The organism is Flavobacterium aureirubrum (genome assembly GCF_038739835.1).
Taxonomy (GTDB): domain Bacteria; phylum Bacteroidota; class Bacteroidia; order Flavobacteriales; family Flavobacteriaceae; genus Flavobacterium; species Flavobacterium aureirubrum.
In genome coordinates this window covers 16,196-40,658 of sequence record NZ_JBCGDO010000009.1, presented here as the reverse complement: position 1 = coordinate 40,658, position 24,463 = coordinate 16,196, and the positions used below count along the sequence as shown (strand labels likewise).

At 34.0% G+C, this 24,463-nt stretch carries 12 protein-coding genes; 1 reads left to right on the top strand and 11 read right to left on the bottom strand.

Features of this window, described 5'->3' with window-relative positions; genetic code table 11:
* Window positions 1–6: 6 nt before the first annotated feature.
* From WFZ85_RS08345 to WFZ85_RS08295, 11 genes are all read right to left on the bottom strand, one after another.
* Window positions 7–2,355: an MFS transporter gene (locus tag WFZ85_RS08345; protein WP_342695833.1), complete on the bottom strand. Its 2,349-nt coding sequence runs from the start codon at window positions 2,353–2,355 to the stop codon at window positions 7–9.
* Between the two features lie 23 nt (window positions 2,356–2,378).
* Window positions 2,379–3,869, bottom strand: a complete 1,491-nt coding sequence (locus tag WFZ85_RS08340; RefSeq protein WP_342695832.1) for a glycoside hydrolase family 30 protein — start codon at window positions 3,867–3,869, stop codon at window positions 2,379–2,381.
* 8 nt (window positions 3,870–3,877) lie between these two features.
* On the bottom strand, window positions 3,878–5,149 hold the full coding sequence (locus WFZ85_RS08335; protein WP_413789734.1) for a glycosyl hydrolase family 17 protein: 1,272 nt from the start codon (window positions 5,147–5,149) through the stop codon (window positions 3,878–3,880).
* Window positions 5,149–8,559, bottom strand: coding sequence for a hypothetical protein (locus tag WFZ85_RS08330; protein ID WP_342695831.1), 3,411 nt, complete (start codon window positions 8,557–8,559; stop codon window positions 5,149–5,151). Before WFZ85_RS08330 ends, WFZ85_RS08335 begins: the two co-directional genes overlap by 1 nt.
* Before the next feature lie 71 nt (window positions 8,560–8,630).
* Window positions 8,631–9,401: a PKD domain-containing protein gene (locus WFZ85_RS08325; protein ID WP_342695830.1), complete on the bottom strand. Its 771-nt coding sequence runs from the start codon at window positions 9,399–9,401 to the stop codon at window positions 8,631–8,633.
* 12 nt (window positions 9,402–9,413) lie between these two features.
* Window positions 9,414–10,316, bottom strand: coding sequence for a glycoside hydrolase family 16 protein (locus WFZ85_RS08320; protein WP_342695829.1), 903 nt, complete (start codon window positions 10,314–10,316; stop codon window positions 9,414–9,416).
* A gap of 11 nt (window positions 10,317–10,327) precedes the next feature.
* Window positions 10,328–11,773, bottom strand: a complete 1,446-nt coding sequence (locus tag WFZ85_RS08315) for a glycosyl hydrolase family 16 (protein WP_342695828.1) — start codon at window positions 11,771–11,773, stop codon at window positions 10,328–10,330.
* A gap of 158 nt (window positions 11,774–11,931) precedes the next feature.
* The gene (locus WFZ85_RS08310; RefSeq protein ID WP_342695827.1) at window positions 11,932–13,362 is read right to left on the bottom strand and encodes a CIA30 family protein; all 1,431 of its coding nucleotides are present in this window, start codon (window positions 13,360–13,362) and stop codon (window positions 11,932–11,934) included.
* Between the two features lie 45 nt (window positions 13,363–13,407).
* Window positions 13,408–16,572, bottom strand: a complete 3,165-nt coding sequence (locus WFZ85_RS08305) for a glycoside hydrolase 5 family protein (protein ID WP_342695826.1) — start codon at window positions 16,570–16,572, stop codon at window positions 13,408–13,410.
* 332 nt (window positions 16,573–16,904) lie between these two features.
* Window positions 16,905–19,703, bottom strand: coding sequence for a helix-turn-helix and ligand-binding sensor domain-containing protein (locus tag WFZ85_RS08300; RefSeq protein ID WP_342695825.1), 2,799 nt, complete (start codon window positions 19,701–19,703; stop codon window positions 16,905–16,907).
* 157 nt (window positions 19,704–19,860) lie between these two features.
* A complete protein-coding gene (locus WFZ85_RS08295; protein WP_342695824.1) occupies window positions 19,861–21,258 on the bottom strand; it encodes a T9SS type A sorting domain-containing protein in 1,398 nt (465 codons plus the stop codon).
* A gap of 402 nt (window positions 21,259–21,660) precedes the next feature.
* Between WFZ85_RS08295 and uvrA the strand changes: the two genes are divergently transcribed.
* Window positions 21,661–24,462, top strand: a complete 2,802-nt coding sequence (gene uvrA, locus WFZ85_RS08290; RefSeq protein WP_342695823.1) for an excinuclease ABC subunit UvrA — start codon at window positions 21,661–21,663, stop codon at window positions 24,460–24,462.
* The last annotated feature ends 1 nt before the right edge of the window (window position 24,463 follow it).

Sequence of the window (24,463 nt, the reverse complement as noted above, 5' to 3'; positions counted from 1 at the left end):
AATAAATTAAAATTTTAATTTTTCATTTTCATCCCAAATTCCCCAAGCTGTTCCAACGGTTCCTTCCTGAACTACTTTCCATGGTTCATCAAAAGAAGAGAAATGAAATAGTTCTATGTTGTTATTTTTTGCCCATTCTTGGGAAGATATAAAATATTTCATGGCGTTAACTTCTGTTGGAATTGCCTCATCAACCGTTTCTCCTTTGCTTGGCCAGCCTGTTTCTGAGATGATGATTTTCTTTCCTTGACCAATATTTTTGGTGACTTCATACATGTTTTGCAAGTAGGTTGTTGCATAATCGATAGAAGCACCTTCCCAAAAAGGATAAAAGTTCACTAGCAATACATCACAAGTTGATATCAAATTAGGTCTATCTAAAAACTGATAATATGCATCAACATAACTAACTGGAATATTTGGCAAGGCAACTTTTACTCTATTTATATAAGTAACAAGTTCCTGTTCTGAAATCTCGTTTCGGTGTAATACCTCATTTCCGACAACTGCTATGTCAACCAAACCTGACTTTGCAAGCGCAACTAGGGCATCAATTTCTTTTTCATTTCTAGCTTTATCATTGCTAATCCATGCTCCAACAATTGTTTTCAATCCTTTTTGCTTCGCAATTTCTGGTATTAACTCGTTACCTTCTGTACAGGAGAATGAACGAACCCATTTTGAATATGGAGCGATAATGTCGATACGTCTTTTGATTTGACTTTCAGATAAAATATCACCCACTTTTTGATTGTCAACATAAGCACTAAAACATAAACCGTGTAATCCATTATTTAACGTTTCGGAAAAAAGAGCTTTTAATTCTATACTACTTTTTTGATTAAGTGCGGTATGTATTGAAGTTTTTAAATCTTTATCTTTTAATAATGCAGCTAATTTTCCTGATAAATAAGAAGATGATTGCGTTTTCCCTTTTTGTTTTCTTTTGGCTAATTCATCTTGTATACTTTTCAGCTTTTCTTCAGTAAGACCATAATTCCACATGTAAAAAATAGCGATTAGTGTTCCAGTGATTGGAATTGCTGAGAAACAAAAGCGCAACCAAAATAATGTTTCTGGCGATTGCTGAGCTAAATTTCCGTCAAAATTAATTACATCAAGAATTAAATAACTTAGCAATCCTGCTACTGCAAATCCGAACTTTACAACCCACCAATAAATAGCACCAAAAATACCTTCGCGACGCAATCCATAATTTAATTCATCAACATCACAAACATCAGCAGTCATTGACATCATTGTAGTAAACAATCCTCCTATACCAAAGGAAAAGAAAGGAATTGCAATTAAAAATAAGTAGGGTTTTCCCGGAATAAATAGAGAATAAAGTAAAATGTACCCAAAAATTGAGATGGACTGCGAAACCAAAAATGCTTTCTTTTTACCAATTTTTTTGGCCATTTTTACTACTAAAGGAATAACTAAAAAAGTGGTTACTAATGCACCACCACTTCCAAAAATGGCTGGCCAAATTCCGGCGGCTTGTTGATTCCCATTGAATAAATAATATACAATAATGAAAAATGTAAATTGAGCAACAGTATTAAACGCATTAAAGGTATAAAAAGTGGCAAAACATAATTTTCTAAAATCGGCAATTTTGAAAGCTTCTTTAAATTCGTGTATTAAATTTTTAAAAATTTCGCCAATATTTCTAATACTTATTGATTTGAATGAAGTCTCGTCAACTGTTGATTTTGCAGTAATAAAAAATGCAGGAACCATCGCAAAAATCATACATGGAATTCCTACCCAGATAGCCAATGTTCTTGTGGCAACTTCGGGATTTGTAAACAATTCTTTATCGTACATAATTATCCAAAACCAGGGTACAATTACCCATGCCCATTGGCCAATCCATTGAGCAATTGCCATGATCTGGGTTCTTTCGTGAAAATCTTCACTCATTTCATAACCCATTGCGACGAACGGAACGCTGAAAATCGTTAATCCTAAATAGAGTAATAGCTTAAAACTAAGAAAGTATATAAAATTAAAGTAAACGCCGTTCTCTTTAAAAATTTGCCACATCAATAAAAAGGAAATTCCCATAATCAATGCCCCAATAAAAACGTAATGTCTTCTTCTTCCCCATCTTGAACGAGTATTATCAGTTATAAATCCCATTATAGGATCTATGATAAAATCAAATAATCGCGGAGCAAAAGTTAAAAATCCTACCATCCAAGGATCAAAACCAAAACCGGCTAATAAAACAACCATAAAAACCCCAAGCGCGGCAGGAAACATTTGATTAGCTAGCATTCCTATGCCAAAAGCTATTTTTTTGTACATAGGAACCATTGCTTTGGTATTTGTAGTGTTGTTAGACATAAGTAAGATTTTAAATTGTTTGGTTAGTTTGGTTTTATTACTACTGTTTGCAAAGCTTTTGCATCGATAGAAATCATTTCTTTTTGATTATTTAACTGAATTTCAATTGATTGTTTTACTTCAGATGGATTAAAAATCGCAACAGCAACAGAGCCATCTGGATTTTGTACTGCTGTGGTCACTACTTCTTTTGAATTAATCGTGCAACCTATTTTTGTAGCACCGGGACGCATGAATTTACTAAAATGCGCCATCGTATAATACAAAGGCGTAAAATATACTTCATCTTTGTCAGGGTCAACGATGATTGGCGCCACACACCAATTTTTAAACCAATTTGGTCCACCTTGACGGTCTAAAACCATATTCCAATCTATCCATCCATCAACCCAATTGTTTAAACAGCCAATAATGTCATTGGCATAGCGGTTAACAGGAGCATATTTTGGATGTAAGTGTTTTTCTTTTTCTGATGCCCAATCCCAACCCCAATCAGTGGCTTCTTTTTTCCAATACCAAGCATCGTCTTGCCAATGCGGAATTTCTGAGTCTACACAACCTTCCGTTTCAATAAGATATTTGTTGGGCGCTTTTTTGTGAGCATATTGCAACTCTTTCGCAAAATAATCATAGGTGCTTTCATACCAGTGAATGGCAGTTCCTGCAAAATATTTTGATGTCGCCTCATTTTTAAACATCGCATCTACCCATTCTGGTAAACCCGCTCTGTTTTGGTCATACCCAAATATTTTTACATCCTTCCAACCGTCTTTTTCTAATTTGGGTCCAAGGTGATTTTGAACAAAAAGCGTCATTTCTTCTGGAGAGAACAGCGTACTTTCCCAGTTGTTTCCGTTTCCGTGTGGCTCATTGATAACGGTAACACCCCAAATATCAATACCTTCCTTTTTATAAGCTTCGAGGTATTTTGAAAAATACAGTGAAAAAACATCATTGAATTGGGGTAGTAATTTTCCTCCTACATAGTTTTTATTGTCTTTCATCCATGGTGGGCACGTCCATGGTGAAGAAATAATTTTAAAACCACCTTTAGAAATCGCTTTTGCCTCTAAAATCATCGGTATTAAGTCGGATTTATCATCTTCTATGGTAAAATGTTGCAACGTCATATCATTTTCAACTTTGGCATAGGTGTAATTGCTTAAAGAAAAATCACAAGACGCTATATGTGTTCGTGTTAATGAATAATTCGCACCTTCTTCACTGAAATAAGCATCTAAGATTTTCTTACGATTTTCTTTACTCAATCGATTGAGTAAAAAGGCCGAAGCTTCGGTAAAAGAGCCGCCAAAACCAGTAATGGTTTGAAATTTTTGCTTTGGGTTAATAGCAATGGCAAGAGCATTTTCACTTTCTGAAAAAGTTGTAATTTTCGTTAAAGCATTTCCTTTTTCGGACGTTTCATATACATCTAAAGTCCAATTTTTCTTTTGAGCTTGGGTATTTATCATACTTAATAATACTACTAGGTATAAAAATTGTTGAATTTTCATAATTCAATTCATTTTGTATTCATTAGTTCCTTTTCAAATTCTTTTATTGGTGGCATTTCTACAGAGTCTAATAGTCTTTTCAAATTTCCATTGAATGTTTTTTGAATAGTGTTACCGTCTCTCTTTAATTTTACAAAAACACCTTTATCTACTACATCCCAAAGAGCGTATTTTGCATTACCATCCACTGTGAATAGTCCAAAATGATTTTCGGAACCACCGGGATTTCCCGCGTCTTTCCATGGCTCGTCAAAAGCTTCAAAATAAAAGCAAGCGACGCCTTGCTTGTTTGTCCAGTCTCGCATTTTGTGATAAAAAAGACCCGCTTTGTACTCATCTACTGCTTTAGAGTCTTTGCTTCCGTACAACTCATTAGAATAGGTTGCCCAGCCTGTTTCGCCGATATGGATGGGTTTTTGTATACCCAAACTTTGCATATATTTTTTTACTGAATTGAATTGCGCTTTTGCGTAATCAACCGACCTTTGCATGGCCAAATCCAATTGTTTTTCTTTAGAAAGTTGAAATTCACTTTCAGAAACTCCCCAAAAAACTGGGTTATAATGCGTGTCGTGCATTGGATAAGTGTGCATTGATATATAATCTACCGCTTTTATCAAGAGATTTAAATCAGCGGTGTGGTATTCTTTATCACCGCCACCCCAAGATGCAAAATTATCGGAACTGGTAATCCACAAATCTTTTGATAACTGACCCTTCTTTTTAAGATCTTGAAGATGATTTACCCATTTCAAAATTATGGAAGGCTGCACATAATAGGCTGTTGCCCATTTTACCATAGCTTCGTTTCCTACGGCAATTATTTTTATTATTTCTGGATATTCATTTGCCAATTCCACAGCGTGCGCTATCTCAGCAGCGTTTCTTTCACTTTCTTCGTTATGATTAGGTTCAAAACCTGTCCATGCATTTTTGCAATCAATCCAAGCTCCAAGCATAACGTACATCTCAAAATCTGGATTTTCTTGCTGGAGTTCTTTTATAGCTTTTAAAACATTTACTGCTTCTGGAAGATGAACATTATAAGTTCTGATGATTTTAACATCCATTGCAGAAAGAATTTTCATATCCTCTTTCAATTGAGAAATAGTAGGTTGAACTCTTCTGGAATTGGTTCTATAACCTCCATAAGACATGGCCTGATACTCTTTGTTTCCTAATAATTTTTCTGCAGTCATCTCTTTTGAAACTAAATTTCTTGTATTGGCTGGTTTACACGATATAAACAATAGTAATATTATGTAAATCAGATGTTTCATTATCTTAAAATAGTAGTGTTTAAATACACTTCAACCTTTTCTATTTCACCTGTTCTATGGAATATCTTATTGCTTTCTTCTTCGTTTAATTCTAAAGTTTCAAAAGTTTTAGTTTCTCCATTGTTATAATTCAAAACAATTTTGCTTGCTGTGTCAATTCTGTAAATAATTGGTACTTGACATGTTGTAAAAGCTAAACTTTCTTTTTTAAGATTGAAAGTTTTACTTGATCCATCTATCATCACAAAAGTCACATCGGTATCCTGAGTTAAAAACTCATCTTTTTTGAGAAAATTAGGTTTAAATTGTAATTTACCGTCTTTCATTTTAACACCTAACTCGCCTACTCTTGTTAAAATATCTTCTTTTACTTGACCCGTCATTCCTGGTTGTTGTGCACCTTTGTTAAATGGTGTGTGTGAGTATGGGTCAGTAGAGAAAGCGCCATAAACTTCAGGTGATTTGTGTACTCCAATTCCATCACCAATTTCATCAAAATGAGAAATTAATGCATCGATAACTATTTGCTCTTCTTTATTATCAATAGCTTGATTGATAACCTCAAGGACGGCAACATGTAATTTCGAAACCATGTGCCAATAAATAGAGCCTAAACCTTCATAACCATAAAAAGTTCCTGAACGACCAGTAAAAGCTTTGTGATTAAAAACCTCTTCAAAAATAGTTAATACTGTAACGGTATCTGAATTTACTAATTCTTTATATTCCTTGTTGTTCTCTAAAACTGTAAGCGCTTCTTTCAGATTGTTTGCATTATGAAAATTACCATTGAAATGAAAGTTACCTTTTAGGTCTTTATTTATAATTTGTAAATTATTATCATCAACAAGTTTCTTTAAAAGTGCTGAATTTTGAACTTTTTCTCTAGGTATTGTATTTTTTTCTAAAAATTTTGGAAGCTCCTTATTGGGATATAAGATATAACTATTTTGATCTTTTCTATATAAACTGCTATTTCGCAAAGCATTTAATACTTCAAGTGATTGTTTGCCCGAAAGTAATCCTGAACTCAAAATGGCCACTTGACCTTCAAGCATTTCTGGTAAATAGGAAATAGAAACTGTATTATTTTCTACAGACATTAAATTATAAGCGTGATACAGTTTGTCTTGACGTTGATTGGCTTTGATGGAATGTTCTATAAAGTCAATACTTACTTGTGTAAATTTCTTTAAACCTTCCATGGAATGGGTTCTTTTTTTACCCCAAAAACCACTATTGTAAATTTGAAAACGATATTCGGAAGCGGCAATTCCCAGTGTATCAAGAATCTTTTTTCTATCTTCATTCGAAATTGTTCCTGATAACAACGGTTGAAAAGCAATAAGATTTTCTCTAACAGCATGATAAAACTCCACCATTTCATTGGAAATCTTGATAGTTTCTTGATTAGAGTTTTCTAAAATTTGTTGAAAAAACTTCAAAAATCTACGTAAATAACATAAAGTTACCATAGAAACTCCATTGCCAACCAAAGCATTATTTGCATCATTCCATTCCGGTCTTTGGGTGTTCATCCATATTCCTGCTTCGGGAATAAAGTTTGACATTTTTGCCAAAACGGTAGCTAGTATTTTCTCAATAAAGTTTACGTGATAAATTTCATCGTTATTATCTCTTAACAATGCTCCATCGGCACCATTTTCAATTCTTCGTTTATTAATTTTTGAATCCCACTCGTGATTAAACTCAATTGTATCTTTAGGATTTACCAAAATATCTTGGTAGGACTTTATAGTGTAAGGAACGGCTGCGTATACGAAATAGTCTTTATCGAAGTAAGAATTCAATTTACCTGGCTGGTACTTTTCAATAAATTCTAAAAATTTCAATAAATATATAATTTGGTGATCACCCCAGTAACCGATGTATGACCACGGATTATCAGGTTCGATAGTTTCCCAATCAAAACCATCTTTGGTCACACGATAAGGGTTATATCCATCAAAAGTTGATGCATTTAAAAATTTATGAATCATTCCATCGATAAACTCAGGAAAAGCATTGGCTAGCGACTCCCAGTTTTGAAAAATATCGCGCCAATTTCCTTCATAGTCTAATATTTTAGAACCATCAATTTCACTAGTTGTATTGATAGAAAATTTATTCCAAGGACGGCTTGGATCACCGTGTCTTCTACTGAATTTTAAAGGTAAATATTCTGTACATAACCTGATTAGGTCTAAATTATCAGTTTCTAAAACTATTTTTTGCAACTGGGAATATTCAAAAGTAATAGGAAGATTATTCAAAAAAGAGGCTTCGTTTTCATACACTACTTTATTGGCTTTTGCAATGTATTTTACAAAATCACTTTTCTCTATTTGGTAATTATTATCAAAAATTCCACCACGCATTATGTTGAATAAAGTGTTTGAAAAATGACGAGTATCTTTTCTGTGATCAGCGGTAAATTGTAAACCGTCAGCAGTGGCATTTAAAGCAATTAAATTTTGCTTACCCTGTTCAATATCTTTATTTATTTGACTACCTAAAGTTGCGTCATTACAAATAGCATCTGCTAGCTGAATGACTTGAGATTGATTTTGATTTACATTAGCAATTATTTGCCATGATTTGCAGGTATTCGCTTTCAAAGACAAATTTGTAGAGACAAAATAAGCGCCTTTTTCCCCTTTAACATCTGTTTCTTGAACTACATTTTGACGTTTTCTAAATGCAGCAAGTTGTTTAGATGAAAGTAAGTACTTTGGATTTTCAAGTCCTAATGACCAAGCAACATTAGCTTTAAGAGCTTCACTTGGTTCCGCTTTATCCACAATAATAGCGCTAAGAGCAAAAATTCCCAAACCACTTTCCTCATGGAGCTCATTTCTCTTATATGCATCGACTAAATTACTTGTAGTAGCTTGCAAATCTGCACTTACACCTTGTGGCAAAATATTTTGAATACCATCAATTAAAGTAATTTCAAAATCATTAATTGAAAGATTTATCAATTCAGATTTTTTTACAAATCCGAAGAGATTACTAGAACACCATTGGTAACGGAAAGTCAGCTCGAAATCCTCATGTATTTCTTCGAAGATAATTTTATTTCCGTAGGTATTTTTGTACAGATTTCTTGTAATTGAATATTTATCATTAAAACGCTCAGAAAATGGCTCCCAAAGATGAACTTCATTATTTTTTTTAATTTGAAAAATCGATTTACTACCTGTTATATCGGCAAATTCGGTGATTTTATCATCAGTATAATAAGGGAAAAAAGCAAACTCTGCATTTTTACGTCCGGCTGTTACTCCGCCGTTACTTGAAATAAACATCCAATGGTTAGAGTCACTAACAATACTCATGAAAAAAGGACGCATCTTGTCACTATCCTTAATTTTATAAAATTTTTCTCCTTCGATATCAATTAATTGCATATGGACATTATATTATTAGCTTTTCAAAAAATGAAAAGGTTTAACTTAAGTATAAAAAAAAGGATAAAAGTTTATGGAACTACATTCAAGGTAACATTATCAATATTTACCCTACCGACAGCTGCACCCAAATCAAAAATAACTCTACTATTTGCACTACTAAAGTTGGCAACTAAATCGATACTGAAACTTTGGACAGTTGGCGTAATATTTCTGGTAACTGATTGGTTGGTGAACGGTGCTCCACTTAAACCAATACCAACGACCATACTTCTGTTAATATCTGACCATGCATCAAAAGTTAAGCGGTATGTAGTTCCTTGAGTCATAGTAATACCTATTTGAGAAAGATTAACGTCAAAAGGATTACCCGCAGCTGTTACATTTACAGAAAAGTAGGTATTCTGATTTTCAGTAACCAATAAAATAGATGGAATTGGATTTGCAACTCCTAAACGCCACGGATTTATTCCACCTTCGAAATCGCCATTAAGGATTAATCCTCCTTGAAAAACAAATACTGAAATAGTGCTTACATAACTTTTTACAGTTGAAGTAGCCAAATTTGAACAGGTGAGACGAACAGAATATTCGCCCGTTTGCGTAAAAGTCTTAACAGGATTTTTAATAGTAGAACTTGTACCGTCACCAAAATCCCAAAAATAACTATCTGCATTTTCAGTTGTATTTATGAAGGTGATTTTACCGGCTTCAGCTTCTTTAACGTAAGTATACTTAACAACAAAATTTTTTGGAGCACTAATAACTTCTTCGGGTGTATCGCAAGCAACAAGGTTTATTATTACAGCAAAAAAACTTAAAATTTTTATCGATTTATACATTGTTTCTTTTTTTTATTGATAAATTCTAACATAGTCTACAATCATTCTTTGCGGGAACGTTGTGTTGTTATCAGGACTTCCTGGTAAATTTCCACCCACAGCTAAATTCAAAAGCATAAAAAATGAATTATCGAAAACCCATTGGCCTCCAACTTCTTCCACATCGCTTCTTGTAATCTGACTGTACAAAACATTGTCAACATACCAATTTATATAGTTTTCGGTCCATTCAACGCCAAAAACATGGAAATCAGTATCAAATCTTCCGTTAGGTAGCGCATACTTTTTTGATAGACTTTGTCCAGCAGAATAACCTGGTCCATGAATAGTCCCAAATATCTCAGTAGGCTTGTTACCAAGATATTCCATTATATCAATTTCACCACACTGAGGCCATAATACACTACCTGCTTCATAACTTGGATTTGAGCTATCACAAATCACATTTCCTGAACCATCAAAAGCTGGTGACTCGCAATAATTACTACCTAACATCCAAAAAGCTGGAAAAAAACCTTTTCCCTGAGGTAGTTTAATTCTAGCCTCAAAACGGCCATATTTTTGTTCAATTTTATTTCTTGTTTTTAGTCTGGCAGAGGTATAACTGGCGCCTCCAAAAGCCTCTTGCCTCGCTGTTATGATTAGATAACCATTCTGCACGACAGCATTTTCAGGTCTATCTGTGTAAAATTGTAGCTCATTGTTTCCCCAACCATTTCCCAATGGACCTCTTCCTACATCAAAAGTCCAATTAGCCGGATTTGGTGCACCATTTACATCAAAGTTATCTTCCATAACTAAATCGAATTTAGTTACAACTGTTTGTGTAGAGTCTTCCGAACAAGAGCTAAAAAAAGTAAGAAGTCCAAAAGAAAGCAAAGCTAAACTGGAAAATTTGTTATTTATATTTTTCATTTCAATGTATTTTAATTGTTGTTATAAAAATAAATATTATCGACCCATAAAATTGAATTATCACCACCTTCAAAGATAATTTGTCCTAAGTTGGATCTACTGGCTAAATTTGGCATCGCAGAGAATGGAATTGTAATTGTTATCCAATTTTGTGAAACAAGTGTTGGTGCCACGAATGTAGTAGAATGCCTTGTGTCATCTCCTCCACCAAAAACACCATTCGCACCAAAGTCAACTATTATAACACGTAATTGTCTGCCAGGCGCAATAGGCCCAGGAATATAAAAGTTAGCATGAAAATGTGTCATACTTGTGGCATTTACCGTTGGACTACTAAATTCTATACCAACAAAATTATAATTTTTATAATTTAAAATATTATCACCATTTACAGAAAAATCTTCTGATACTGTTGTTTGCCATGGCTGCCAATATCCATTATAATAGTTTACTGGCACATTGATGTAAGCATCTGAAAAAATTGAAATTACACTACTACTAGGTCTTGTTGGTACTGGAGCACCTGGAAAATTACCAAGCGCAGTGATTGTCAACGATCCTTGCGCCGTAGCATTACGTAAAGTTGCGGTAACAACGGCTGTACCAGAAGTACCAATTACATTGGTGAATACTTGACCAGCCGCATTTGTTTGAAAAGGACCAGTTACTGATGAATTGGTAGAATTAAAATTAAAATATCCTGGCGCTGCATTAATCGAAATATTTTGTCCAGAGGATAAATTATATACAGCACCAATTTGACTTATTATTTGACTTCCGCCAACAAAACCATCAGCTGTGCGATTATCTCCGTTAAATATAAATGGATTAACTAGAGCTGTAGTACCTAATTTCTCAAATCGAATTTCATCTAACCATATAGTGTAGCCCATTCCGTTTGTACTATTGGTACCAGCGGCAAACATAAACATACCACGCTCTTGTACAAGCCTTGCTGCATCAGGTATTGGAATTACATATTTTCTCCAAGTTGTAGATAACTGAACGTTTGTAGTAACTTGATATTTATTTTGGAGAAAATCAATACCAAAGCCTGTTTCAAACGTGGCTGTGGTTGATCCTTTTGCCCAAAATGTTAATGCATCATAGCTGGTTAGATTTCTTCCTTCGCCACGATCTCGAAATATTCCGCCGATGTAACCTCCATTTGGATCATTTGGTGCAGGAACATCAATCCTTATAGATGTACTTCCTTCATATGCCGTATTACTATCCGTATTAAAACCGGATGTATTGGCACCCGTAGCTGGGTCAAAAGACTCAAAAAAACCATCGGTTAAACCGATTGGAGCATCAGTAAAGATTTCAGCAGTTTTTGGAAAGCTGGCTAAAACCGCGTCATCCGAAACTTCTCTTTCACAACTTGTGAAACAAAACACAAGACCTACCAGGCTTAGTTTTGAAAGAACTATAATTCTATTTGTTTTCAATTTCATATTTATAATTTTTTATTTTTAATTAATGGGTAAAGACACTTTATAATTTTTAAGTTAAAATATAACTGTATGTAGGTGTTATATGGTTATTTTAAATTCTTTACTAATTATTCTTGTTTAGCATATAATTAGATATAGGTTTAAAATGTTTTTTAATTCTATAAGAAATAAAGGTAAATATTATCTAAAATAAAATTTGGACCACCAACGAGAATTATAGCACCCAAATTATTTTTTTGGGTCGCAATATTTCCATCTAGTGGGATTGTAACTGTATTCCACTGTCCAGGAATAAGACCAGTTGCGGTAAACCTTTTATCACGATCATCTCCTGTTGGATTGCCATTATTCACATTTGTTTCAATTTGTTGATTTGCACCAATATCTCTAATTTGAAATTCAATTGAGGTTGCGGCAGTAGGTACAAAAACATCTACATTCATAAATGTCATTGCTGTAGCATTAATAGGTGTTTCAACAAACATAATTCCTGTAAAATTATTAGTAGTATAGGAAGCAATTTGATTTCCATTAAAAGAGTCTATCGTTGTAACAGTGGAAGAACCACCAAAACCAGGCGTGAAATTTGGAGCAACGGCATTTGTGTAAGCATTACTAAAAATAGAAATTACATTGGATGCAGGTCTTGTCGGCGTTGGAGACTGCGGAAAATTACCATTTGAATTAATTGTTAATGAACCTTGCGCCAACTGACTTCCGAGTTTCGCTGTTATAACCGCTGCTCCTGACAGTCCTACAACATTAACCACACCCTGCTCACTTACATTGGCTACATTATTATTAGAAGACATAAAATCAAAATAGCCATAGGCAGCATTTACGGAAACATTTTGTCCGTTTGACAAATTAAAAATTGAACCTATTTGATTAATATTTTGTGTTGAACCGGTGTAAGTATTAGACACTATATTTTGAGAATTTAAGATGTATGCTTGTACAAGTGCATTAGTTCCCAATTTTTCAAAACGCAATTCATCAATCCAAAAAGTATATCCTTGTCCATTTGTACTGTCTGTTCCTGCGGAGAAAATAAACATTCCACGTTCTTGTGTGAGTTTGGAAGCATCTGGAATTGGGATTACAACTTTTCTCCAATTTGTTGATAATTGAATGTTGTCAACGGTTGCACTGTATTTATTATTTACAAAATCAACTCCAAAACCAGCTGTGCCAATGGTAGCGGTAGTTGAGCCTTTTACCCAAAACGTAAGCGCATCATATCCAGTTAAGTTTCTACCTTGACCACGGTCTCTAAAAATTCCGCCAATGTATCCTCCATTTGGATCATTTGGTGCTGGAACATCAATTCTAATTGATGAACTTCCTACGTAGGACACTTCGTTATCAGTATTGAACCCAGTTGGATTAGCACCTGTTGCAGGATCAAATGACTCAAAAAAAGCATCAGTTAATCCAACTGGTGCGTCGGTAAAAATGTCTGCAGTTGATGGAAAAGAAGCTAGTACTGAGTCATCAGAAACATCTCTTTCACAACTTAAAACTAAAAAGGATAAAGCCATAAACGCTAAACCTGATAAACAACTTTTTTTGCTTATAACATTAATCATAGTTACTAATTTTAATCGTTATACAACAGATTTATTTACAATATATTACCTTCCAATATTAATTTGAATGTAGGTTCTAAATTCCCATTCGCTACCATCAGGAAAACCAACTGGACTAACTATTGGTTCATTAGAAAAAGGTGGAGCTACATTAGGAGAAAATCTCGGTGAAAATTGATCTAGTGAACGCCAAGTTCCTCGTACTCCAATTCTTGTATTTGGCAAAATAAACCAATCTGGTTTACCTAAACTGAAAGATACATCGAGCATCGTTTGAACTGGGAATGTAAGGTTAAAATCTCTATGATAATCAAATGGTCCCCAATCGTTTATTTTTAATGCATACATAAATTTCCATTTCGTGTAGATAGCTCTTACATCAAAACCGAATCTATTAATTGTTCTTTGTGAGTCACCGTTACCTTGACCATTACCTACATAAAAATTACCAATAATTCCCAAATCTGAACTAAGTTTAGAAACCACTCGCGAATTTACTTCCCATAAATCTTCTGCTGGAGCAGCATCTGGAAAATCAAAGAACGAACGATCTGCTAAGAAACCGATATGCGCGTCCATTGTAGTTGGTAAACGTCTGTAAGTGAAACCAAGGTTCATTGCAAATTTTGCATCTTCTGATTTATCGTTATCCCATTCATACATCCAAGTTCCTGGAGTTTGATCAAAAGATAAAAGTAATTCATAACCATACATTTCTCTGTTACCATTTCTAACAGCAAACGGATCATCGATAACATTTCTTAAACGTGCTGCGCCACCAAAGCCCATAGGCATTGCGTTTACTAAAGGATCTTGGTACATAAAATTTGGAGCAATTTGCAGCTTGCCAATATTATAAGTGAAACCCGATAAAAGATTAGTCATATTACCACTTCCTGAATCTTTTAATCTCCAACCTGTAAAGGTTTGTGTTTGATCAGCACCGCCACCTGCAACTAAACCAATATAGGAACCTTGTCCATACCAATTGAATTTACCTCCGAGATAAGTCAGTTTGAATTTTCCACCCCAGTTATCGCTACTTTTAATTTTATCCTCAACTACTTCACCATTTGCATTTATATCTTGATAAGAACTGCCATTCAAAGGTCTTCCACCCCAAATACCTCCAACTACAATAGACAGCTTTCCAAATTTTCTTTCAACTGCTAAAGTTGCTCTTTCTGTTGCCCACGGTGGAATAACACCTGAACGAAGTTGATTTTGATTTAAAACACGTCTTCCTGTTTCGTCGAACACAACATTGGTATTAAAATCTCTATGATATATACCTGCTACATCAAACTTTCCAAATTTTCGTTGGTACTTTATCAAAGAAGCAGGGTTTGCACCCCACCATAATTGAGGTCCAGCTGCTACTTTCAATCCCTTAAACATACCTTTCCCTTCAAACTCTACTCCAGAAATTTCTCCGTTGTAAATATCAAGATTTGGTCCATAATTTGCTTCTGGATATAAACCAAAGAAATCACCTTCATAACCCCAATGATAATGACCTGTTCTGTAAAAACCTTTTAGATCAAAGTCTTTTTCGTTCCACTCAAACTCTGCTTGGTAAACTCTTAATCTGTTTGGGTCGTTAACAACAACATTGGTATTTTGTCCATCAACAACACCAACTACAGTTTGACGTCGGCCTACATTTTCATAAAAAATTTCATCAATAGGATTTTCGGCAATGTTACCCAAAACGTTGAAAGTAACTTCAGCTCGCATATTTGACGAAGGCTTACCTTCAACTCCTATAAAATAAGATTGCATCTGGTCAAAGCCCTGCTGAGTTGGATATACATTACTATTTGGAGCAGCATTTTCAGGAGTTGTTGTAAGATGTCCACCCGTATTAAAAGTTGTAAACTCTGCTCTCAAAGTACTTAAACTTAAAACTGAACTTTCACCGCCAGAAAGTGCCGCTTTGTCACCACGAGCGCGAAGCGAAGCGTCCATTAAACTAGAGTCGTCAAAAAGAGCATTTAAATTAGCGGTATTATTTCCTGGAGCGTAAGGATTAAATTCATGTAAATCTTTTAGAACGTAATAAGCAGCACGTGGATATAAGTCATAAAAACCTTTAGCATTTGTTGGACCTTTAGCGCATATACCAAACCATTCTTCGTTCATATTATTTTGTCCTTCTACAAAATCTTTTTGATAGCCACCATTTGACCATGACGCATTGCTATCATGCATGTCTAAATTTTTGGTCTGACCATATTTCCACCAACCATCACTAAATTGGAACGTAAAACCTCCTAATGAATTATTAGATTTACCCATACCGTCGGCATTTTCGTAGATTTCTCTCCAATTCCCTTTTAAGTAAAAAGCTTGTGATTCCTGATCTTCTTGATTTGAAAGTACATTAAACGCGTCAGAACCAAATTCTGTAAATAGAACTGGTTTTCCATATTCTTTTTTTACTCTTTCAAATAAATCTCCAAAGGATACACCGCGATACACATTACTACCAAATATGTCAATATCTTTACATTCTTTAGCGATAATATCTAAAAATAATAAATCACCATTACATATTGCTATCGGATGTGATTTATCGACTGCTTTCATGGCAACAGCTGCTTGGTTAAACAATTTATACATTGCTTGAGCTCGAACTGTAGATTTTCTATCTTTAATAGGAATATTTTCAGTTTCTGCTCCATCCCAAAAAAGACCGTAATTATTTTCATTACCAAGCAAAAACAACAGCAAACCTTTAGTGTCTTTATAATCTTGGGCCATTTTGGTAACCTCTGCAAGCAGCATTTCTTTTGTCATGGCGTCGGAATACTCTGTGTTAGGTGTCCAAACTCCGTCGAGAGTTAGACCATAACGACCGAAAGAATGATTAAGCATGGTATAAATCCCGTGGTTAGTGTAAACATACTCTATCCATTTCTTCGGCATTCCCGAATAAACTCTTATGGTATTAACCCCCATATTTTTTAACAACCCCATTTCATTATCCAACGCTTGCTGGATGAAAGTATCGGGCTGTGTCCATAAGCTGTAACTGTAGTTTGTACCAACAGGAAAATAATCCCAGTTCATTCCATTTACAATAAAATCTTTTCCATCAACTTCCAGCCTAAAACCATCATTATTGTTTTTAAGTACAATTTTGTTAGCCTGTGAAAATGCTGATAGTGATAAAAGCAAAAAGGTAAATAGTAAAATAAAATTTCTCATGTTAAAAGTTGTTTGGTTTGAAAAATATAATAAAGTTTGAGTTAGTTACAGGTTTTAGTGCCAATAAATGTGATATCTTTAATTTAGGCCTTGTATTATTAGGTAAATAGCAATATTTAACAAATAAAATTATCAATTGTAAATTTACATTTTTTACAATTTACATTAAAAAAAAATTAAAATACAAACTATACAAATTAAAATAATCTACTAAATAAAGATAAAACGACTGTATAATTAGCGCTAAAGGAGAAAAAGATAAGAATTTGCTCCAACTAATTTTGGTATATGTATAGCTTTTGTATAGGTGAATTCACTTAAAAAGTAAAGTATCAAATCGAAAGAATGTACTCAACAAGGCCTGTTTCATGAGGCAAATCCATTTTTTTACGCAAACGATAGCGTTTTATTTCTACACTACGAACTGAAATATTTAATAAAGGAGCTATTTCTTTGGATGATAAATTTAATCGTAAATAAGCACATAATCTTAAATCATTTGGTGTTAATGATGGATGGGCTAATTTAACTTTCTTTAAAAAATCTTTATCCGCAGTATCAAACGCGTCTTTAAAAACATTCCATGCATTATCAACAATTACGTTCTTATTAATTGTTGTATTAATAATAGATTTTATACTTCTTGAACCTGTCTCTTCGGTAGACTTTTTTAAATCTTCCCTTATGAGTGTAAGTAATTCATCTTTTTTAATCAGACTCATAGTAGACAAGGCTAGCTCTCTGTTTTTTTCATCTACATCGGAGGAAAGCTGTTCATTTTTTAATTTCATTAACTGTTGTTCGTTTTCTAATTCTTTAATTTCCAACAACAAATTATTTTCTTCAATTAATTTTTGTTTTTGCTTGTGATAATAATTACCGTAGGCTTTGTTAACATAGTATGCAAACAAACATAGTAATATTAGATAAATAACCAAAGCAATATTAGTAATATACCAAGGCTTAGCAATTGTAAAAGAATAAATTACACTATTCTCTTGTTGGGAATTTAAAAACTTAGATCTTACTTTAAATGTGTAATCACCAGGTGATAAATTTTTGAAATTAATTGTAGACTTGGTGCTCCAATCACTCCATTCGTCTTGAAATCCTTCTAGTAAATATTGATATTCTGTAATAATATACTTATTGAATGCAGGTGTTGTATAACTAAATGTAATATTGTTTTCATCATGCGAAAACTCCCCTTTTTCAGTTATCGAGTAACTAACTAATTTTTCATTTTGTTTATTGGCACTAACATTAGATATCAATATTTTATTATTCTTATTATTTAATTCATTAATATTAAAAGTGTAGTAACCATCAGTCGTTCCAATTAAATAATTAGAGTTAGTTAAATGTGTAATGTTTTCATATCCTAGCATCGAGTTTGTAATAGATGAGGGAATTGATATTACATTTTTTTTTAACTCAGAATTAAGTTTATTCACGGTAAAATAATTAATATTACTTTTTGAAAATAGCCATAATTTATTGGTATCATCAATGATTAATCTACCTGATGTATATTCGTCATGGTTGAAAATCGCGCTTAAAGACTTATCGATTTCAAATTGTTTCGTCTTTTGATTTAACCTAAAAATTCCATCTTTATAAGCATAATAAATTGTATTATTAAATTTTGAAAGACTAGCATTTTTACCTTTTACGGGACGGGAATAAGCATAAATTTTGGAACTACTTTTATAGTCATCATCTATTTGAAAACGAAAAACACCTTTATACTCATGACTTATATAAACCTCTTTACGATCTGTTATCTCAAAATGTTTGGAGGAATAATTAAATCCAGATATTTTGTTTCTAAAAACCCAATTGTTGTTGATTTTCTCTAAAACAGAAATTCCATAGTAATTTCCTTGTAGTAATAAATTATTTTTACCGGGTACGGCTATTATCTTCCACGTTCCTGATTGAGAGAAAATTTGTTTTGAACTGCCATTTTCAATAATAATTGTTCCTGAGTCATGTGCGCAAAATAAGTTCCCTTCATGAATAAACAAGGACCAAACTTGTCCTTTAGTCCCAGCAACAAATTTAAATTGATTATCTTTCAAATAATCTTTGACGAACAAACCTTGATTTGTTCCGATGTATAATTTACCATTGTGAAGAATAGAGGTATAAACCGTACCTAGAGTGCCTGTTTCGTCAAAAAAACTTCTTATAGAAGATTGAAGATTTAAACAGTTTATCCCATTGTCTAAACCAAGCCAAATATTATGGTCGATATCTTCAAAAATAGATAAAACAGTATTATTACTAAGCCCTTTACTTTGTTTAATATGATATTTCACTTTTCCGTTTGGACTCAATATAAAAACACCATTCGAAATTGTTCCTACCGCAAAGTTACCATTTTCAATCATTTGACTACTATAGATACTGCTTGATGAAATTTCAGTATCTGCTTCAGTATTAAACTTCACTAAACTGCCCTTTGTAAACTTATAAAAGCCATTCTGTTGGGTGTGCAGCAGCAAGCCATCTTCAACTGCAAAGATATTTACGATTTTATTATCCTTTATTACTGTTCTACTTAATATTAATTGGCTAGAACCATTTTCAATTTCAAAAACATCGTAGTTAACTGTTTGATAATAAATCGAATTTGATGTCTTAAATGATTTTAAAATACTGTCTTTAGGAACGATTGTTTTAAATACTTTCAATTTAGTATCATAAATATATATTCTATCAAGCGATTGAAAAATAACCCATTGATCGTAATTTAAAATATTCCAAAACTGTTCATCAACATTAATTTTAGACTTTATTTTTTGGCTTAGCGAAAAGTACTGTAATTTTCCATTTTTTTCCCTAGTCCAAAACCCGAACTCCATGTAACAACCTGTATAAACTCTGTCGCCAATTACTTTGACGGAACGCATAATTGTCTCATTTGGTGATTTATACAACGTCCAGTTTGAACCATTAAATTCTAATAAACCATCATTATTAGCAAAATACATAAAATTATTTTTATCCTGTGAAATCATCCAATTTTGATTTCCAGCACCATATAATGTAGAACTATACTTTACAATTGGCGGTAAATCCTGAGCGCAAATTATACCAGTTAAAAAACTAAGTATAATTAAACTCATAAATCTGTTGTTAAATAACATCTTTTTAGTCATCATAACACAATATTACTAATTCTAAAATTAGTAAGAAAATTAAAAAGCAAATAATTTGGTTCACGTATAAAAAAGAAAAGCACGACATAAAATTCGTGCTTTTCAAAAAATAATTAACTTAAACTTATTCTTTTATGAAACGTGTTGATGATACAGTACCGTTAACAGATGCTTTAACAATATATACACCTACTTGAAGTTGAGCAACATCTAAAGTTGTTTGATTGCTGTTAGGAGTTTGAGAAACAACTTCTTGTCCTAATAAGTTGAATATTGAAACTTTTTCGATAGCAGCAGCCGCCTCAATGTTTAAAACACTCGTTGCAGGATTTGGATATAATTTTACGCTTGCAACTTCAAAACTATTTGTATTAAGCGTTGTATTTTTATGTAAATAAAGGTTATCATAGAAAATAGTTCCTAAATTGGAAGTCATAACAAATTGTGCAAAATCACTTCTGTTTGGACAAGCATTTCCTGGAGGTGTATTGATACACTGTAAACTAGATAAAGGAATATCGATTGAAATCCATCCCGATGCATTTGCGGCAGGAAATGGAGTGGTCGAACCGTTGTCATAATTTACCTGAAAAGCATTAGTTTCTCCTGTAGTTCCATTCCAGTTAGAGAACTTAAAACTAAAAAATTTGCCTGCAAGTGGTTCACTAGTCCATACATCCATGTGCACAAAAGTAAAATCGGTGGCATCAATTCTACCACTTAAAAACGCAACACCTTCACAACCTAATCCTGTAGTTCTATTAGTATTATTGCCTTCAACTTGCACTAAAGTAGTAACACCTGGACACCATGAAGTATTGTATGTATTATCATCACTACCAGTATAACCAAGAACTGCAACTGGAGTATAAGCATCGCTAAATATAGATTTTACATCAGCAACAGGTCTATTTGGCGGTGTTGGTGCCGCAGCTGTCGGTGCTGCTATAACTGGTGGTGCTCCAAGTGGACCTTTGATGTTATCTACAAAGAAGGTTCTTGCCGGTCTTGGAATTGGATTACCACCAGGGAAAAAGGACGTTCCACCAACGGTCCAATAAGTATGAATAACAAAACCACTGTAAGTACCATTCGCAAGTGGTGCTTGACCATCTAAAGATTGATCAAAAGTGAAAGAAACAGTTTGCCATGTGCTACCACCTGGGTGACTTGCAGCAGCAGCATTTATTGCTGGACCACCAACACCACCTGTTACCTTAACTAAAAAGGTTATAGGTTCTGCAGACCAAACATCCATTGTCATAGTTTTGGTTGCAGTCAAATTAACTAAAGATGATAAAGTTAAATTAACACCTTGCCATGGTTCACCCGCAGTATTACCTACAATTCTAAGAACCTGAGTAGTGTTAGTTCCTGTTCCAGTTTCGATAACTGGAGCTGGTGCGTCGCCAAAAGTTGCGCCTACGCTACCACTTTCGCCAGCTTCAAAACCAAGAACAAGGTCTTGCGCGAATCCTAATGAGGAAATCATTAAAAAAACAAATAAGGTAATTTTTTTCATAATAGATATTTTAAATTATTTTAACCAAATATACAATAAGTTTCTCTTACATATTTAAGTCCGATATATATAAAAACTATACACCGCAAATTATTAGAATGAAAAGAAAAATAGGGAAAGAATACGCTCTAGATGCAACCTGCAACAATTAAAACGTAAATTGAAATCGTATGATTGTATAGGTAATGTATAGTTAATTATCCCAATTAATATCCTGTTTTTAAATTTGAGGATATGAAATTTTCAATAGAATAAAACAATAGTCGCAAAAACAATAAAATTATAACAACTAAAATGCAAACCTACTAATTATCATATTCACAAATTGAACATGGTAATAGTGATTTGAACTTCTTTAAGTACAAGAAATGATTACATTTGCAATCATTTACTTTTTTTGCTATGAAAAGTTCCGAAATTGCTACGTTAGAACCCAAAAAAAACATTTTAATTAAAGGCGCACAAATTCATAACTTGAAGAATTTGGATGTTGTTATTCCACGTAATGAATTAGTGGTAATCACAGGTCTTTCTGGTTCAGGAAAATCGAGTTTAGCATTTGATACTCTGTATGCTGAAGGACAGCGTCGTTATGTAGAAAGTCTATCGAGCTATGCACGCCAATTTCTAGGCAGATTAGACAAACCTAAGGTAGAATATATCAAAGGTATTGCGCCAGCCATCGCCATTGAACAGAAAGTCAATACAACCAATGCACGTTCCACCGTTGGAACATCAACAGAAATATATGACTATCTTAAATTACTTTTCGCTCGTATTGGGAAAACATTCTCCCCAATTTCGGGCAATCAAGTGAAGAAAGACACGGTGTCTGATGTTGTAAATCGTGTAAAAACATTTGTACCTAATAGTAGATGGTTGCTTTTATCACCCATTCATCTTGAAGAAGGGCGACAGCTTGAGGATAAACTAAAAGTACTGCTTCAGCAAGGTTTTTCTCGTGTTCTCGTTGATAACAAAATGATTAGACTTGATGAAATCGACCAACATTCGCTTGATAATAAAGATATTCTCCTCATTATTGATAGAATAGTCTTCAATCCTGAAAATGCAGATGAGGAAGATTTTTATAATCGTCTGGCCGATGCTGTTCAAACGGCGTTCTTTGAAGGAAAAGGGATTTGTTACCTGCAAGAAGTTGATACCACCAATCGTCACGAATTTAGCACCAATTTTGAGCTGGATGGTATGACGTTCTTGGAACCTAATATTCACCTGTTTAGTTTTAACAATCCTTATGGTGCCTGCCCAACTTGTGAAGGGTATGGAAACGTGATTGGTATTGATATCGAATTGGTTATTCCTAACACTTCCTTATCAATATATGAAAACGCCATTTACCCTTGGCGTGGGGAAAGCATGGGTTGGTATCGAGATCAATTAGTCAATAACGCTTATAAGTTTGATTTTCCTATTCATAAGCCCTATTTTGAATTATCAGAAACACAAAAAGAATTACTTTGGAAAGGAAACAAATACTTCGTTGGACTAGATGATTTTTTCAAAGAACTGGAAGAAAAGAATTATAAAATTCAAAACCGGGTCATGTTATCTCGCTACCGAGGTAAAACCAAATGCAGCACCTGTAAAGGGAAACGCTTGCGCAAAGAAGCCAACTTTATCTCTGTGGGTGGACAAACAATATCCGATTTAGTTGATTTACCTATCAAACGATTACTACCCTTTTTTAAGGAACTAACGCTTTCAGAATACGATCAAAAAGTAGCGAAACGCCTTTTGCTAGAAATTAATAATCGATTGGACTTTTTAAGCGATGTTGGTTTGGATTATTTAACTTTAAACAGAAACTCCGCGACACTATCTGGTGGTGAGTCGCAACGAATAAATTTGGCCACATCATTGGGAAGTAGTCTTGTCGGCTCAATGTATATTCTTGATGAGCCCAGCATTGGGTTGCATCCGAAAGATACTGAAAGATTAATAAAAGTACTTAAAAACCTCCGAGATTTAGGCAATACGGTTATTGTTGTCGAACACGACGAAGATATCATGAAAGCGGCCGATAGAATTATTGACATCGGTCCCGAAGCAGGAACTTTTGGTGGTGAACTGGTGGCTGAAGGTACTTTCGAAGAAATTTTAAAAGCCGATACGTTAACCGCTAAATACCTCAATGGAAAACTTGAAATTGCTGTTCCCAAAAAGCGCAGGGTTTCTAAGAATTTCATTGAAATAAAAGGCGCCCGCGAAAATAATTTGCAAAATATAACGGTAGCTTTTCCATTAGAAAGTTTAACGGTGATTACTGGCGTTTCGGGAAGCGGAAAAAGTACTTTGGTGAAGAAAATTCTTTTCCCGGCGCTACAAAAAAAACTGGAAGGCATTGGCGAGAAAGCGGGACAGTTTACTGAAATGACAGGCAGCTTTTCTCATATTAAACACATCGAATATATCGATCAAAACCCGATTGGTAGAAGTTCGCGGTCTAATCCTGTGACTTATATCAAAGCGTATGATGACATACGAGATTTGTATGCTAAAGAAAAGCTATCTAAAGTGCGTGGTTATCAAGCCAAACATTTTTCTTTTAATGTGGATGGTGGTCGTTGTGAAACCTGCAAAGGCGAAGGTTCCATCAATGTGGAGATGGTATTTATGGCTGATGTTTCTTTACCCTGTGAAACCTGTAACGGAAAGCGATTTAAAAAAGAAGTGCTAGAAGTTGCTTTTGAAGGCAAGAATATTGATGATATCCTTACGATGACTATTGATGATGCGATAGCTTTCTTCTCTGAATATAAACAAGCTAAAATTATTCAGAAGTTGCAACCGCTGCAAGACGTTGGTTTAGGCTATGTTCAACTTGGGCAGTCCTCCTCTACTCTTTCTGGTGGCGAGGCACAGCGTATTAAACTGGCTTCCTTTTTAGTAAAAGGCGTAACCAAAGAGAAAGCGCTTTTTGTTTTTGACGAACCTACTACGGGATTGCATTTTCACGACATCAAAAAACTACTGGCTTCTTTTGATGCCTTGATAGAAAAAGGGCATTCTATTATTGTAATAGAGCACAATTTGGATTTGATAAAATGTGCCGATTGGATTATTGATTTAGGTCCAGAAGGTGGCGAAAATGGCGGCCAACTCCTCGCGGTGGGCACACCAGAAGAAATGGTGAAAAATAAAAAGGCAATGATTGGCTTGTATCTTAAAGAGAAACTTTAAT

What these genes read in the sequence shown, in the direction of transcription:
- WFZ85_RS08345 (WP_342695833.1), bottom strand. Translation starts at nt 2,355, where the DNA reads ATGTCTAACAACACTACAAATACCAAAGCAATGGTTCCTATGTACAAA.
- WFZ85_RS08340 (WP_342695832.1), bottom strand. Translation starts at nt 3,869, where the DNA reads ATGAAAATTCAACAATTTTTATACCTAGTAGTATTATTAAGTATGATA.
- WFZ85_RS08335 (WP_413789734.1), bottom strand. Translation starts at nt 5,149, where the DNA reads ATGAAACATCTGATTTACATAATATTACTATTGTTTATATCGTGTAAA.
- WFZ85_RS08330 (WP_342695831.1), bottom strand. Translation starts at nt 8,559, where the DNA reads ATGCAATTAATTGATATCGAAGGAGAAAAATTTTATAAAATTAAGGAT.
- WFZ85_RS08325 (WP_342695830.1), bottom strand. Translation starts at nt 9,401, where the DNA reads ATGTATAAATCGATAAAAATTTTAAGTTTTTTTGCTGTAATAATAAAC.
- WFZ85_RS08320 (WP_342695829.1), bottom strand. Translation starts at nt 10,316, where the DNA reads ATGAAAAATATAAATAACAAATTTTCCAGTTTAGCTTTGCTTTCTTTT.
- WFZ85_RS08315 (WP_342695828.1), bottom strand. Translation starts at nt 11,773, where the DNA reads ATGAAATTGAAAACAAATAGAATTATAGTTCTTTCAAAACTAAGCCTG.
- WFZ85_RS08310 (WP_342695827.1), bottom strand. Translation starts at nt 13,362, where the DNA reads ATGATTAATGTTATAAGCAAAAAAAGTTGTTTATCAGGTTTAGCGTTT.
- WFZ85_RS08305 (WP_342695826.1), bottom strand. Translation starts at nt 16,572, where the DNA reads ATGAGAAATTTTATTTTACTATTTACCTTTTTGCTTTTATCACTATCA.
- WFZ85_RS08300 (WP_342695825.1), bottom strand. Translation starts at nt 19,703, where the DNA reads ATGAGTTTAATTATACTTAGTTTTTTAACTGGTATAATTTGCGCTCAG.
- WFZ85_RS08295 (WP_342695824.1), bottom strand. Translation starts at nt 21,258, where the DNA reads ATGAAAAAAATTACCTTATTTGTTTTTTTAATGATTTCCTCATTAGGA.
- uvrA (WP_342695823.1), top strand. Translation starts at nt 21,661, where the DNA reads ATGAAAAGTTCCGAAATTGCTACGTTAGAACCCAAAAAAAACATTTTA.